16 protein-coding genes are annotated in these 14,064 nt (G+C 34.9%); 2 read left to right on the top strand and 14 right to left on the bottom strand.

Features of this window, described 5'->3' with window-relative positions; genetic code table 11:
- Positions 1-239: 239 nt before the first annotated feature.
- Positions 240-1,610 carry a magnesium transporter gene (mgtE, locus tag AAGD59_RS03620; RefSeq protein WP_015589086.1) on the bottom strand — a complete coding sequence of 457 codons (1,371 nt, stop codon included), beginning with the start codon at positions 1,608-1,610 and terminating at the stop codon, positions 240-242.
- Between the two features lie 153 nt (positions 1,611-1,763).
- Here mgtE and prfB point away from each other — a divergent pair.
- Positions 1,764-2,868, top strand: a protein-coding gene (prfB, locus tag AAGD59_RS03615) for a peptide chain release factor 2 (protein ID WP_141456981.1) whose coding sequence is annotated in 2 segments (ribosomal slippage) — positions 1,764-1,838 and positions 1,840-2,868 — 1,104 coding nt in all. Because the reading frame shifts where the segments join, the coding sequence is not laid out codon by codon here.
- A 179-nt stretch (positions 2,869-3,047) separates the two neighbouring features.
- Here the strand turns inward: prfB and AAGD59_RS03610 are convergent.
- The 13 genes from AAGD59_RS03610 to AAGD59_RS03555 form a co-directional block, all read right to left on the bottom strand.
- Positions 3,048-3,212 carry an IS3 family transposase gene (locus AAGD59_RS03610; protein ID WP_010082072.1) on the bottom strand — a complete coding sequence of 55 codons (165 nt, stop codon included), beginning with the start codon at positions 3,210-3,212 and terminating at the stop codon, positions 3,048-3,050.
- The gene (locus AAGD59_RS06960; RefSeq protein ID WP_010082071.1) at positions 3,205-3,366 is read right to left on the bottom strand and encodes a DDE-type integrase/transposase/recombinase; all 162 of its coding nucleotides are present in this window, start codon (positions 3,364-3,366) and stop codon (positions 3,205-3,207) included. Before AAGD59_RS06960 ends, AAGD59_RS03610 begins: the two co-directional genes overlap by 8 nt.
- Before the next feature lie 3 nt (positions 3,367-3,369).
- Positions 3,370-3,717 (bottom strand): IS3 family transposase, encoded by a 348-nt coding sequence (locus tag AAGD59_RS03605; protein WP_265023746.1) that lies wholly within the window; start codon positions 3,715-3,717, stop codon positions 3,370-3,372.
- A 71-nt stretch (positions 3,718-3,788) separates the two neighbouring features.
- Positions 3,789-4,091, bottom strand: coding sequence for a transposase (locus AAGD59_RS03600; protein WP_265027795.1), 303 nt, complete (start codon positions 4,089-4,091; stop codon positions 3,789-3,791).
- A 78-nt stretch (positions 4,092-4,169) separates the two neighbouring features.
- Complete coding sequence (pstB, locus tag AAGD59_RS03595) at positions 4,170-4,928, bottom strand: phosphate ABC transporter ATP-binding protein PstB (protein WP_006280935.1); 759 nt, start codon at positions 4,926-4,928, stop codon at positions 4,170-4,172.
- Positions 4,925-5,710, bottom strand: coding sequence for a 4-hydroxy-tetrahydrodipicolinate reductase (gene dapB, locus AAGD59_RS03590; RefSeq protein ID WP_010962542.1), 786 nt, complete (start codon positions 5,708-5,710; stop codon positions 4,925-4,927). The genes pstB and dapB overlap by 4 nt, the downstream gene beginning before the upstream one ends.
- Positions 5,711-5,856: 146 nt before the next feature.
- Complete coding sequence (locus AAGD59_RS03585; RefSeq protein WP_153801318.1) at positions 5,857-6,033, bottom strand: hypothetical protein; 177 nt, start codon at positions 6,031-6,033, stop codon at positions 5,857-5,859.
- A gap of 83 nt (positions 6,034-6,116) precedes the next feature.
- A complete protein-coding gene (locus AAGD59_RS03580; RefSeq protein WP_015589087.1) occupies positions 6,117-7,151 on the bottom strand; it encodes a Fic family protein in 1,035 nt (344 codons plus the stop codon).
- Positions 7,152-7,320: 169 nt separating this feature from the next.
- Positions 7,321-8,313, bottom strand: a complete 993-nt coding sequence (gene holA / locus AAGD59_RS03575) for a DNA polymerase III subunit delta (protein WP_015589088.1) — start codon at positions 8,311-8,313, stop codon at positions 7,321-7,323.
- Between the two features lie 5 nt (positions 8,314-8,318).
- A complete protein-coding gene (locus AAGD59_RS03570; RefSeq protein WP_010082539.1) occupies positions 8,319-8,498 on the bottom strand; it encodes a hypothetical protein in 180 nt (59 codons plus the stop codon).
- A gap of 131 nt (positions 8,499-8,629) precedes the next feature.
- Positions 8,630-9,430, bottom strand: coding sequence for a metal ABC transporter permease (locus AAGD59_RS03565; RefSeq protein ID WP_010962536.1), 801 nt, complete (start codon positions 9,428-9,430; stop codon positions 8,630-8,632).
- A gap of 1 nt (position 9,431) precedes the next feature.
- A complete protein-coding gene (locus AAGD59_RS03560) occupies positions 9,432-9,788 on the bottom strand; it encodes an Mth938-like domain-containing protein (RefSeq protein WP_015589089.1) in 357 nt (118 codons plus the stop codon).
- Positions 9,789-9,791: 3 nt separating this feature from the next.
- Positions 9,792-10,658: a 4-(cytidine 5'-diphospho)-2-C-methyl-D-erythritol kinase gene (locus AAGD59_RS03555; protein WP_015589090.1), complete on the bottom strand. Its 867-nt coding sequence runs from the start codon at positions 10,656-10,658 to the stop codon at positions 9,792-9,794.
- An 81-nt stretch (positions 10,659-10,739) separates the two neighbouring features.
- Here AAGD59_RS03555 and AAGD59_RS03550 point away from each other — a divergent pair, with 81 nt between their 5' ends.
- Positions 10,740-14,000: a UvrD-helicase domain-containing protein gene (locus AAGD59_RS03550; protein ID WP_265027796.1), complete on the top strand. Its 3,261-nt coding sequence runs from the start codon at positions 10,740-10,742 to the stop codon at positions 13,998-14,000.
- Positions 14,001-14,064: the final 64 nt, after the last annotated feature.

The raw sequence follows: 14,064 nt of genomic DNA, 5'->3' as shown, positions 1-14,064 counted from the left end.
TTATAGCTAAACTGACTTACGACAATTTGAAAAACCGTCATTCCGCTACTCGTTAGCGATATCTATACCGCGAATAAATCCACAGATGTACGAACATTGTGATTTGTGCACACCAGGAAGAATGTCATCCAAGTAGCCCCTTTCTCGTCATCCCGCTACTTGTTAGCGGGATCTATGCTAAGAGATACCGCGAATGAATCGCGGCATGACGGTTCGCGGCGGTATAGCTATAGATAGTATTAGCTATTTAATAAAAAGATCGTAGCTAAACCAAGAAATATAAAAGCTGAGAGAATATCAGTTGTTGCCGATGTTAGGATTGAAGAAGAAACGGCAGGGTCAGACTTTAAGCGATGAAGCATTATAGGAATGAAAGTTCCGATGAACGTTGCAATAATTGACATCATAATCATGGAGACCACAAAAATCATCTCCACTTTGAAGTTGTGAAACCTTATTGCTAACACTACTAATGAAATAGTAGATAAGATCACCCCGTTTATAAGACCTATTAAAAATTCTTTCATCAGTATTCTTTTTGCATTTTGCTCAGTTAGATATTTTGTTGCGATTGCCCGGATGGTTAGCGTTACTGTTTGGGATCCTGCATTTCCGCTCATTGATGCAATTATCGGCATGATTATTGGCAGCACTATAAAACTTTTTATTACATCATCGAAAAAGCCAACTACTATGGAACACATTGTTGCAGCTAAGAGGTTAAACAGTAACCAAGGTAGCCTTTTAATTATAGTTTTATGTATAGGGGCATTTATATCGGCTTTAGAAGATACACCGCTTATTTTGAGTACATCCTCTTCTGTTTCTTGTTGAACAACTTTTATCACATCTTCAATTAAGATCACACCAATAATTTTACCATTCTTATTTACTACCGGAGCCGATAATAGAGAGTAATCTTTAAATATTCTTGCTACTTCCTCTTGGTCTACTCCAGTTTTAATGATTTTTATGTCATGATCCATTATCTCTTTTATTATTGTGTCTCCTGAGTGAGATATTACCTTATTTAAATTAACACTGCCTATAGGCTCTAATTTTGAGTTGATAATGAATATCTGGTGAAATTTTTCTGGTATTTTTTTATAGTTGCACACAAATTCTGTCAGTTGATTTATTGTCCAATAATATGGAGCTATAACCATATCTTTATGTATTAACCTTCCTGCACTTTCTTCTGGATATGATAGCAACTCCTCTACCGATTTCTGAGTTTTGCTGGGCAAATAGTAAAGTATATTTTCTACAGACTTTCTATCTAAATCTTTCACTATGGTTACTATATCTTCTACATCAAGGAGCATTAGTAACTTTGCTGTATTTTCTATTCCCAATGTTTCTATGATCTCTATTTGTAAATCTGGCACTACATGCACTAGGGCATCACTTAACAAATGTTGATCGAGGATATTAACTAATTTCTCCCTGTGATCACTGATTGAAGTAGATAAAAAATAAGCTAACTGAACGCTATCTATCGTTTTTACAATACTACAAACATTCTCTAGCTCCTCGTTATCAAGTGACTCTATTAAGTCATCAATAGCCTTTTTGTCTAAACCATAATGAGAACTTATTTTAATATTCATTACTTTACCTTATTTTTTAATAAATATACGCGCTTGATTTCCTTAAACATTAAAGTATAATGAAATTATTTAAATTAACTATCATATGGTTAAATTTCTATTTTGTTTACTGTTATTGTTATTGATAGTAAATATATTAAAATCTAAAGTATAATGAAAACTTATCCAGAAATTCTTGAACACTTTCAAAGCTTAAATAAAAGTATTTCTCTTATCAGGAGGTGTCTTTGACATAGAAAAATTAAAGTTGCGCCTTGAAGAGCTTGACTCCCAAGCGTCGAATGATGACCTATGGCAAGATAACCAAAAAGCACAAGAAGTTTTAAAAGAACGTTCTAAAATTAAGAATGACGTAGAGTCGTTTTTAAAGCTGGAAAGCGATTACAACGATGCCATCAGCTTAATGAAGTCTGCTATTGATGAAAATGATGAAGAATTTTTCTCTGAAGTTGAAAATGAATTAGCTAAGCTAGAGAAATTAATCAAGTATAAAGAAACAGAGTCCTTATTTACTGGTGAAGCAGATAATAATAACTGCTTTTTAGAAATCCACTCAGGAGCTGGCGGAACCGAGAGCAATGATTGGGCTGAAATGCTGATGCGCATGTATATAAGGTGGGCAGAAATTTATCACAACTTTAAAGTTGAAGTTGTAGAAAAATTAGAAGGAGAGTCAGTTGGTATAAAGTCTGCAATGATAAAAATCGTTGGAGAAAAAGCTTATGGGTGGGCAAAAAGTGAAAGTGGAATTCACAGGCTGGTTAGAATATCGCCGTTTGATGCAAATGGTAAACGTCATACCAGTTTTGCAAGTGTAGGAGTAACTCCAGTGATAGAAGATTCAATTGATATTGCTGTGGATGAAAAGGATCTAAAGATCGACACCTACCGAGCTTCTGGAGCAGGCGGTCAGCATGTGAACAAAACTGAAAGTGCGGTACGCATTACGCATATTCCAACTGGTGTTGTAGTTCAATGCCAAAATGGTCGTTCTCAACACAGAAATAAAGATGAGGCATTGAAATTACTTAAAGGACGTTTATACCAAATTGAACTGGAAAAAAAAGAACAGAAAATGGCTGAAGAATATGGTAAAAAATGCGATATAGGCTGGGGTAATCAGATCAGATCGTACGTTATGCATCCATATCAAATGGTGAAGGATTTAAGAACCGGACATGAAGTGGGCAATATAAATTCTGTTTTTGATGGTAATATAGATTGTTTCATAGTTAGTGTGCTTACTAAGCAAAATTAGGTAGGGTTGACTTTCTTGCCATAATATATGATAATTAAAATATTGTTAAAGTAGGAGTAAAGTTATGGCGATTAAATATGATCAGTGGAAAAGTGACCTTACCCAGAAAAAGTGGAGAGAAAGTTTGGAATGTTTTTTACAAAAAGAATGATGCATCAAATTGTTCTGGAATGCAATAGTTAATAGTGACGTTGTTTGTTATAAAAAATTTCTATGTATTCAAATATTGCAGTTCTAGTTTGTTGAGCAGAGTGTTGTGAAGTATCAATAAGTATTTCTCTTTTCAATGAGCTAAAGAAGCTTTCTGCAACAGAATTGTCGTAACAACAGCCTTTATTACTCATCTATATTCTTTACAGCTAAGAGATATTGATACCCTTGCGCAGTATATTGTGAACCTTGGTCACTGTGCAGCAGTAGATTTTTAACAGGTTTACGCCTATTAATGGCCATTAATAAAGAGTTCATAACCAATTGTTTATTTATTGCACTACTCATTAACTACCATACGTGAGAATTATTGCTGCCAAATATAGCCATCCCTCCTTGGTTTTGATGTAAGTAATCCCATACTTTATTTGGTTGATCAACAATAAAGTTTTGATCTAGTATATTGGGAGCTACAGCTCTATTATCTGTTTGTTGTTTTTTAATTTTAAACTTTCTTCTCAGTATAGCCCTGATGTCATTTTTCTGCATAATACTTTGCACCGTTTTCAAATTGCAACTTTTACCCAAAGCCTTCAATTCAGCATGAATTTTAGGAGCTCCATATCTACATTTAGAAGCTTGATATATTTTTTGAATATCTGCTAATAACTCTTTATTTGCTGATTCTCTACTGCTTATTTTTCTTGTGGTCCACTTATAGTAGCCACTAGCAGAAAATCCTACATAATTCCTGTACTTTATAGCAGTTACTATATAAAAAAATATTTTACTCTTTTTGACTGGCCAGGGCTTTTTTTTAAATGTCTCTTTCCCTTGTTACTCTTGCTTTGTAAATCAAACCTCTCTTTGTCGTAAGGAGCCATGTTACCTCTACCTGGAAATGCATCTGCTGCCGACTTTTTTTCGTTGTGTTTCTTCATCCATTTTCCTAATACACTATCCCTTATTCCTAGATCTCTTGCTACTTTTGCAACTGGTTGACCTACCTTTCTTTGTTCATTTGTCAGCTTAACAGCTTCCAATTTGAATTCTGCCGTATATTCTCTTACCATTTCTAATCCTCCAAAATTTTATTTTACCCGAAAAAACTCTTTTCTTTCTCTCCACTTTTTCTGGGTAAGGTCAGAAATTTAATGATCCAGGATATACTCCTTTGTTAAGGGAGATTGAGCATTTTCGAATATTTCTTGAGTGCTTCCAGACTCAACAATTCTGCCATTATGAAAGAAAATTACACTATCAGATAACTTTTTAGCTTGCTTCATTGAATGAGTCACCATAATTATAGTAAATCTTAATTTCAGCTCTTGTATAAGATTTTCGATTGCATTGGTTGCCATTGGATCAAGAGCAGAGCACGGTTCATCCATTAATAAAATAGTTGGCTTCACTGCAATTGCGCGAGCGATGCATAGCCTCTGTTGTTGGCCACCGGATAAATTGAGTGCGCTATCTTGCAATCTGTCCTTCAATTCTTCCCATAAACCAACCTTGGTTAAACTATTTTCCACCATCTCATTCAATTTTTGCTTATCCTTCGCCATACCATGCAATTTTGGCCCACAAGCAACATTATCATATATTGATTTTGGAAAAGGATTTGGCTTTTGAAATACCATACCAACTTTTGCTCTAAGTAGTACAACATCCATATCGCGTGAATATATATCACCCAGCCCATCGATATCTAATTCACCAACAGTTTTGCAACCTGGTACATAGTCATTCATACGATTAAAACAACGCAAAAATGTTGATTTACCGCATCCGGATGGTCCGATAAAAGTAGTAACTTTTCTTTTATAAATATTCAAATTTATATCGAATAAAACTTGCTTAGAGCCGTACCAGAGATTTAAATCTTTAACAGAGGCACGTGTATTGCTCATATCACATCCTGCATTGAATAGAGCCCCGGAATTTCTCTTTTATTTTCGTATAGCCATACTGCTGCTTGAACAGCTCCTCTAGCAAATGTTGTGCGATCAATTGCTTTGTGGTTTAGTTCTATCCGTTCATCAGAATTAACAAACATCACGCTGTGATCTCCTATTACTCCACCTCCACGAGATACTGCAAAACCTATTCCCCCCTTTTTCCTTATGTTTGAACCACTATGTAAATATTGATTGGACTGAAAATCCACTTTTGAAGCGTTAGCAATTGTTTTGCCAAGTTCTATAGCTGTTCCAGATGGTGAATCCTTTTTTAAGTTATGATGCATTTCCCAAATCTCAACGTCATATTCATTACCTAAAAGCTCAGCAGCTTTTTTTACCAATTTCAGCAACACATTAACCCCAACACTCATATTTGCTGACCATAATATTGGAACTTCAGCAGCATATTCTTTCAAATCGACACCTTCTATTCCAGTTGTGCCACTAACCAGCGGTGTTTTAAATTTTACAGCTGCTTTAAGGCAGTCTAACATACATTCTTTAGTTGTAAAATCTATTACAACGTCAGATGACTCAAATATGCCACTAATAGAACTTGTAACTTTAATTCCTAGATTGGCTATAATTGGTCCAATATCTGAATCTATGTACTTACTACCTGAACGGGCAACAGCACCTGCTATTTCCACTTTGGTATTTGTAATTAATTCATTGAGTATTTTTTTGCCCATTCTGCCTAAGCAGCCTATTACTCCAACTCTGATTTTCATAAAGCTTTTTACGTTTATTAAGAATGTTAGGCCTTTTTTTAAGCTCTGTCACTTCTGATCTATATTCTATAGCTGTACGAACACTGCAATTTCAGATCCCAGTGCCTTGACCACAACTATTGCAATATGGTACATAGTGAACGATGTCATTCCAGTCTGGAATCTAGCCTTTCTGCAATCTCATCGAAAACGTTGTAACCACTTTCTATGCTAGTTTGCTTGCTTACAAGCAAACTTTTCTGGATCCCAGTGTCTGGGCACTGGGATGACAGGAGAAGGCACTGGGATGACAAGAATAGGGCACTGGGATCTAGTGGGCTCAAACTACAATGTTTGTACAGCTGTGATCTATATTCTATAGCTGAATAATTTAACAATTCAAAATGAATACATATCCTATTGAGCTCTATATTACATACCAGGTTGCTCTGCCTTTTCCATGCTGAGTAATGTGATTACTCTTTACGAGATTAGATACGTGCTTCTTTAAGGTATTGCAGTTTGCTTTAGTAATATTTTCCAAATCCTTAATTGTAAGACGTCCATGTTTGCTGAGTAGTGCTAGTATTTCAGCAGAAAGTGGTGGTAAATAGAGATTTAACACTTTTTCATGTGACACCTTTTGTTCAAGATAAAATTTTTGCTTTTGTAGTGACCTTAAAAAGAACATAAGCCATGGATTAAAATCATTGCTGCTCGTCTTCAAGGATTGTTGAGTACGACGCAAAGCTAAGTAGTAACTCTCCTTATTACTTTCAAGGGAACTGTAAGGTACATAGATATACCCTAACTTTAGTAACAAGAAAGTTGTGAGAATGCGTGATAATCTGCCATTTCCATCCTGGAAGGGATGAATAGCTAAAAAAGTAACTATAAAAATGCCAATAATTAATAGAGGGTGTAACGATTTCACCTCTAATTGCTGGCTAGTCCAATAAATAAGTTCTTGCATTTGTGTTGCTGTCTCAAATGGAGAGGCTGTTTCAAAAACTATGCCCAAGCTTTTTCCAGATTCATCAAACGCTTCAACATGATTGGGGAATTTTTTATATTCTCCCATGTGCCTTTGATCTTTATATGAAAATTGTAAAAGCCAGATGTGAAACTGTTTTATAGTGTTTTCTGTAAATGGCATCTTGTTAAAGTTTTGAAATACTTCTTCACACACATACGCATATCCGGCTATTTCTCGTTCATCTAGAGAACGAAATGAGCGTGTATCAAGTTTGGATAGTAATTGCTCAACTTCACGGTCTGATAATCTTGCCCCTTCAATACGAGTAGAAGAACCAATACTTTCAATTGTTGCAATTTTCTTGAGCATTTGTAAACGTTCTGGAGCTAAATTACCAAACAATTGCCATGCTCCTTTAAATTCATCAATTTCAGCAACTAATTTTAACATTTCAGGTGTTATTACAATTTTTGAAATGTCAAACATATCTGTATTTTTATCTAGTTATATTCAATTATATTCGAAAATATCCTATTAGCAAAGAATACTTGTGAGACACACACTAAAGAATGAATTTTGGTAGGCATAAAAGCAGCTATTTTATGTTAAAATACAACATTTTGATGAAATTATAAGAAAGGCTGGATCCGAGTAGTCAGCTACCCGTCAGTGCATGTTGAAAAATCATTTTATGATCTAAATCAGTTTTTTTACAGGTAACTTCTAAGCTTATCAATTTTTCCAAGATCTTCTTAAGTTCTGAAAGTTGCAAACTTTTCAAATGAGATTTAAAACTCTGCAATTGTTTAAAAAACAATGGAGGGCTTAGCTGATCAATCGCAGCCTGCTCACTCATTCCACCTTGCACTGACAGCAAAACGTTTTCAAGGCGTAGGAAATAATTTGATATAATGCGAATTAGCGCTATCGGTGAAAAATTTTCTTGCGATACCAATGCATCAGAAATTCTAATGAAGCGCAACATATCTTTACTTGCTATGGCAGAACATAAATCATCAAGTGTAGCATAGTCGTTGCCGGAAGTTGAAAAGCATAATTCTATATCAGTAAGTTTTAGGTCTTTTCTCTCCCCTAAGTATAAAACTAACTTCTCAAGTTCTGAACATATAGGCAGCTTGCTATGATTAAAGTAAGATTGCAAATGGTAGATTATCTCATTTGTGCATTTTATATCATTTTGTTTTAAGTAACTTGATATAATGTCATAAAGATTGCTGTTGCTGTCCTTATAGCAAGCAATCACACCAAAAATTTTTGAACTCTCCATATAACTTTTAGTCGCAGAATTATATGGAAGATCACTTGCTACCATCATTACATAGTGACCACTTGCGTTATAATCCAATACGTTTTTTAACTCTTTGGATATACCTCCACTCACATTTATCAGCTTAATTAATTTTTTGCTGGTAAACATCGAAACGTTTGCCAATTCAGAAAACAGTAAACTGGGTGACTTATTCACTATTGCAAAATCCATCACCTGAACTGAATACTCACCCAAATTAGCAATTATTTCTTGTACATAAAAATCAACCCTACTGTTATCACTTCCATGAATTAACACACCACGTAAAGCATCAGGTTTCTCTAGGAATTTTTTAACTTTGGATGGTGTGACCCTCATGCTATCTATATGATATCATTCTCATTTGACTGTACATGAGTATCCAAAGACTCTGAGTCTCCTTGTGCAATATTATGCACATCACCTGCTACATCATCTGACTCTTCTGTTTTTCCTGTAATATAATTATAAAATTTTTTCACAGGTTGAGATATATATTTGGAAAAAAATCCTTCTTCGCTCATATTGCTTACTCCATAAAATTAACAACTTATCATTAGCATATAAATAATAGTATAGCAAAAACTATTTTGTGCTAAGATAGTGATGTTTTATAATGAGTATATTACAAAATTATTAACATTCGAGATCAAAATTAAGCCAACCTGCTTAATACTAGCCTTATAAAATAAGCGATAATTAAATATACCGCTGCAACAAGTATAATTGCAGGTCCAGTTAACAAATCAAAACTTGCAGATAACATGAGACCTGATATCCCAGAGATCACAGAAAAAACTGTTGCAACAATAATCATCTGCATTGGAGTTTTCGAAATGAGCCTTGCAGATGCTGCTGGTATTAGCAAAAATGCAGCAATGAGTAATATTCCTATTAGTTGGGCAGCAATTGCTATAAATATAGCAAGAGTGATTAAAAATTCTAGTCTAACAAAGGTAACATTAATTTTTTCAACTACTGCTAAATCTTGATTAATTGAAATCATTAACCAATAACGCCATCTAAATATTAATATCAAAGTAACTACTGCAGAGGTTAAAAAAATCAATACTATATCACTTTGATCGAGCGTTAATATATCACCAAACAGTGAGCTAATAATACTATTATTGCCAGATGGAAGAAAAGACATAAGTATTAAACTCGATGATAAAACTACATTGGTAACAATGTTCAATATCGTATCAGCAGAATATAATCTGTTAAAATTAAGAGAAAGTAGTATAGCAAATGTAATTGCAATGAGCATTATGCTAAGCGATGGGCTAATCTTAAAGATTAAAGCAAGTGCAACACCAAGCAACGAAGAATGGGACAAACTATCACCAAGATAAGATAACCTTTGCCATATCATAAACGATCCTAAAGCGCCTGTTACTAGGCTAATTACAACTACTGCAACTAGACTATTGATGAAAAAGTCCTGGGTAAGCATGCTATATGGCTATTAGATAACTGACAACAAATCTATCTTCGGATATTAAAACGTTATGGGTTCTGCATGCAGAACCTGTTGTCATAAATTCAAAATTTAAACCTTTTTGTTCCATAAGATAGGACTTCACTGAAGAACTTAGTATATTGCGTGTTTTACCAGTACCTATTATCAAAATTTCTATTTCCTCTGTTAAAAAAGATTTAAAATGTTCCTTGCTATTTATATCACTTTCTTTCAATTTAATCACCTTTTCAGGAAAAATTATAATTGAGCCGCAATATTCTCTATTATTCACCAAAAATTTTCCTTCCCTGTAACCATTTATAAGATTTTTATTCTCGGAAATTAAGGGCATAAGTCAAACTATTAATTGAGTGTCACATACCCACCATTCTGGTTGCTTTTTTCCGATATTAACTGCAGCAGCTTTTGCATTTTCCTCACTATCGAATATTCCAAAACATGATACACCACTGCCTGACATGCGAGAAAGTATAGAGCCTTCTTGTGACTCAAGTGTTGATATCACATCCTTAATTTCAGGTACAAAGCTTATTGCTATTTCTTGAAGATCGTTTCTCGTCTCTTTAAGAAGCTTCAACAAATCCTTTTCAGCGTCATCGCTCCATTTAATTGGCTCAGAAAATTTTCCTTCATGTTTGGAAAATACCTCTGGTGTACTCAAAAACCTTTTTTTCGGTTTCACAAGCACCACATTTGTAGGTAAAGAGAATTTTTTAATGTGGCATAATTCTTCGCCAATACCTCTAACAAAAACTGGCTTGCTATCTACGCTTGCGGGAACATCAGCACCAACGTTTAAGGCTATTTCATTTAAAATCGTCCTATCAATCTCCCACAGCTTCCCTAGCGTACGTACCACAGCTCCAGCATCTGAGGATCCGCTACCAAGTCCTGCAGCAATTGGTATGTTTTTTACAACCTTTACAGTGACTTTAGTGCGTACAGGAGCATGCCTAAGCAGCAGATTAACCGCTTTCATTACAGTGTTATACTGGTTATTTATTCTAGACTCGGAGTTTATAAATTCAACTGTAGAGTTATCGTATCTAGAATCCTTCTCACCTACTTTTATTTCCAAAAAATTAGAGAGATTAGCAAAGACAAATAAACCTTCAATCAAGTGATACCCTGTTTCTTTTTTGTCTACAACATGCAAAAAAAGATTGATTTTTGCAGGCGCCTTTACACAAAAACTTTTCATTATATATCTTCACTAACACTATTTTTACATTATATGTATAATGCTATTCTAGTCAACTTTTATAAGGTTCTCGCACTTCTGATGAGATCAAATGCCATAAATCCTAATTTCTCTGTGTGGGTAAATGCGTCCGCTGGTACAGGCAAAACAAAAATCTTAATAGACAGAGTATTGAGACTTTTATTAGAAAACAAAAGAAATATTCTTTGCTTAACATTCACCAATGCTGCAGCAAACGAGATGGAGAATCGCATTCACAGCATACTCAGTAAGTGGGCAATATGTTCAGATAGTGAATTAATAATGGATCTGGAACAACTAGATTTCTTTCCGATGTACCCCTACTTGTCATCCCAGTGCGTGACACTGGGATCCAGAAAAAATAAAGATTATTTAACAAGAGCAAGAAGGCTTTTCTCTGAACTGGAAAATCTTGGTCTAACTATACAAACCATACACGCTTTCTGTTACAAATTAATTTCCAGCTTTCCCATAGAAGCTGGCATTGCTCCAAATTGCACGCTGAGTGAATGTAAAGAATTACATTCCATCATATTCAATAAAGTGCTTCATAACGAAACTGTGCAGGATGATATCAACCTTATTGCAACTGAAATTGATGAAAATAAACTACGCGATTTGCTTTATACTTTATGTGTAAAAAGATCGATGTCAGCAAATGATTCGAAATATATCAAAGATAAATTGAGCGCCCCAGATGGAATTCATGACTTACAGAGTGAAACAATTGAGCACGTGGGAAGACTAGCCGAGATATTAAGTGAAGGCAGTAAAAGAGATCAGAGTTATAGTGAAATACTTTATTCTACTGTCATCCCAGCTGGGATCCAGAAAAAAAGAACCAGTGTCAGCTACTCGGATGACACCGGAATAAAGTGGAATGACACCAAAATAGAAAACCTAGCCAAGGTATTTCTAAAATCAGAATCGCACGAAAAAAAGAGCATATCATCCATTGCAACAAAAAGTATTTTGGAGAAATTCAAAGATGCAGAGCAAATAATAGAGAGCGTTCAGAATGTAGTATTTACCCATATAAGAGACATGAACTCTTATCAAATATTCAAGAGAACCAGTAGCTTACTTGGTATATTTAAAGTATATGTTGATCTATACAGTAGCGAAAAATCAAAAAATGCACTGCTTGACTACAATGATATAATTGGCTTAGCAACAAATCTTCTCAGCAATCCAAACTATAAAGATTGGATATTGTTTAACTTGGATCAAAAAATAGATCACATCCTTGTTGATGAGGCACAAGACAATAGCATCAGCCAGTGGAAAATTATAACAAATCTCTGCGATGAATTTTTTGCCGGTAATGATGAAAAGCGAACCTTATTTGTAGTTGGTGACGTAAAACAATCAATATACAGATTTCAAGGAGCAAATCCCCATCTATTCAACTATATGCAACAATACTTTCATACGAAAACTGGTGGTAGAGATTGGATATCATGCCAACTTGAAAAGTCATTTCGCTCAACTCCAGAAGTTTTGATGCTTGTAGATAGAATATTTAATAACTTCCGCGCAGAAATATCTTTTAATGATAATGAAATAAAACATGTTCCACATAGAGAAAATGACCAAGGATATATTGAAATTTGGCCAGCGTTACCAAGGCGCAAAGAGAAAGAACAGCGAGCTTTACAAATTCCTCTGACATGCAAGGAAGGTTATACAATAGCAGATCGATTACTTGCTCAAACAATAGCTAACAGAATTCACAATTGGTTAAACGAAGGGCGGATTTTAGTCGCTAAAGATCGCCATATAGAGCCAAGAGACATTATGATTTTGGTGCGACAACGAAACGTGTTAGTTGATTACATAATAAGCGAACTTAAAAAAGCAAATGTGCCAGTTGTAGGCCGGGATTATTTTAGAATTATGGACTATATAGCCGTGCAGGACTTAATAGCTTTGGCCGAATTTTTACTCCTCCAGGCAAATGATTTAGCTCTTGCAAATGCTTTAAAATCACCGCTATTTAATTTCACCGAGGATGATTTATTTAACATTGCATACGACCGTAAAGAGCATTCACTATGGGAAAGAATTCAGGATTATTCTGTGGTTATCTATAGTGAATTAAACTATCTCATTAACTTATCTCGCATAGAGTCTCCTCTTGCACTATTTACACATATATTGCGCACAGGTAAGAAGAAATTTGCTGCAAGGCTAGGTCTTGAGTGCTTTGAGGTTCTAGACGAATTTATGAACCTTGTGTTGCAATTTGAAAACCCATCTCTTCAAGCGTTTGTTCAATGGATCAAGGAGAATAATCCGGAGATTAAGAATGATATGCAATCAGAACGCAATGCTGTGCGAATAATGACGATTCACAAATCAAAAGGTCTGCAAGCTCCCATAGTATTTTTGGTTGATACAAATACGGTGCCAAGAAGCAATGAAAGTATCATCTTTGATGGAATGGAAGTGCCATTTTGGTGTGGAAAAAACAACAATGCTTATTGTGATCAAGTAAAAAGAGAGAAAAAACTAGAGGATTATAATGAATATTTGCGTTTATTATACGTAGCACTCACGCGTGCTGAAGATGAGTTATACATCTTAAGCAAAGAGCCAGTGCAAAAGGGCTCTTGGTATGATTTAATCACTCAGTATGGAACATCATATGAAAAGAAACAAGCATGCTTACAGCCAATATTTAAAGAAAAAGTTGAAGTGCTATGTGTGAACGCAAACTACCCTTACATTTATAAAAAAAGTGATTACTTTGACGTTCCGGTCATTTCTCTTCCGCCAAACCTATCAATGTCATTCCAGCACGTAACGCTGGAACCTAGAGAAAAAAAGCCAGTGTCTAGCTACTTGAATGACAAAAAAAAGAGCACTGGGATGACAGATGGTTATGCAAGAGGCCTAATAATTCACAGCATATTGCAGTATATGCCCAAGATAGAAAAAGAAAGGAGAAAAAATTGGGTCAGAAAATACCTTGATAACATCAACACCAGTGAAGATAAGGATGAAATTTACAGTAAAATATTGGCCTTTAATGAAAAATATGGCTATTTGTTTGACTTAGGAGGCAAATCAGAGATTACACTGAGTGGAATAATCGATGGCGAACCAGTATTAGTACGACTAGATAGGCTATGCATAACGCAAGATAAAGCAATCATAATTGACTACAAGTCACACCGTAACGTTTCTGTTTCCTTATTAAATGAAATAAAAAAACAGATGTTAATCTATAAAACCTTAGTACAAGAAATATATCCAAACAAGCAAGTAGAGTGCGTGGTTATTTGGGTGGAAGATTTAACCATTCAATCTGACTTTTAACGAAACTTGATTGCAAGAAATAGCTACTACGTCATACCACCGCGAACCGTCATACCGCGATTCA

The sequence above is a fragment of the Wolbachia endosymbiont (group A) of Cephus spinipes genome, from assembly GCF_964026895.1.
Classification (GTDB): Bacteria; Pseudomonadota; Alphaproteobacteria; order Rickettsiales; family Anaplasmataceae; genus Wolbachia; species Wolbachia pipientis.
Note: the sequence above shows the minus strand (reverse complement) of the source record. Positions and strands in the feature narration are given on the sequence as shown.

What these genes read in the sequence shown, in the direction of transcription:
- mgtE (WP_015589086.1), bottom strand. Translation starts at nt 1,610, where the DNA reads ATGAATATTAAAATAAGTTCTCATTATGGTTTAGACAAAAAGGCTATT.
- AAGD59_RS03610 (WP_010082072.1), bottom strand. Translation starts at nt 3,212, where the DNA reads ATGAGTAATAAAGGCTGTTGTTACGACAATTCTGTTGCAGAAAGCTTC.
- AAGD59_RS06960 (WP_010082071.1), bottom strand. Translation starts at nt 3,366, where the DNA reads ATGAGTAGTGCAATAAATAAACAATTGGTTATGAACTCTTTATTAATG.
- AAGD59_RS03600 (WP_265027795.1), bottom strand. Translation starts at nt 4,091, where the DNA reads ATGGTAAGAGAATATACGGCAGAATTCAAATTGGAAGCTGTTAAGCTG.
- pstB (WP_006280935.1), bottom strand. Translation starts at nt 4,928, where the DNA reads ATGAGCAATACACGTGCCTCTGTTAAAGATTTAAATCTCTGGTACGGC.
- dapB (WP_010962542.1), bottom strand. Translation starts at nt 5,710, where the DNA reads ATGAAAATCAGAGTTGGAGTAATAGGCTGCTTAGGCAGAATGGGCAAA.
- AAGD59_RS03580 (WP_015589087.1), bottom strand. Translation starts at nt 7,151, where the DNA reads ATGTTTGACATTTCAAAAATTGTAATAACACCTGAAATGTTAAAATTA.
- holA (WP_015589088.1), bottom strand. Translation starts at nt 8,313, where the DNA reads ATGAGGGTCACACCATCCAAAGTTAAAAAATTCCTAGAGAAACCTGAT.
- AAGD59_RS03570 (WP_010082539.1), bottom strand. Translation starts at nt 8,498, where the DNA reads ATGAGCGAAGAAGGATTTTTTTCCAAATATATATCTCAACCTGTGAAA.
- AAGD59_RS03565 (WP_010962536.1), bottom strand. Translation starts at nt 9,430, where the DNA reads ATGCTTACCCAGGACTTTTTCATCAATAGTCTAGTTGCAGTAGTTGTA.
- AAGD59_RS03560 (WP_015589089.1), bottom strand. Translation starts at nt 9,788, where the DNA reads ATGCCCTTAATTTCCGAGAATAAAAATCTTATAAATGGTTACAGGGAA.
- AAGD59_RS03555 (WP_015589090.1), bottom strand. Translation starts at nt 10,658, where the DNA reads ATGAAAAGTTTTTGTGTAAAGGCGCCTGCAAAAATCAATCTTTTTTTG.
- AAGD59_RS03550 (WP_265027796.1), top strand. Translation starts at nt 10,740, where the DNA reads ATGAGATCAAATGCCATAAATCCTAATTTCTCTGTGTGGGTAAATGCG.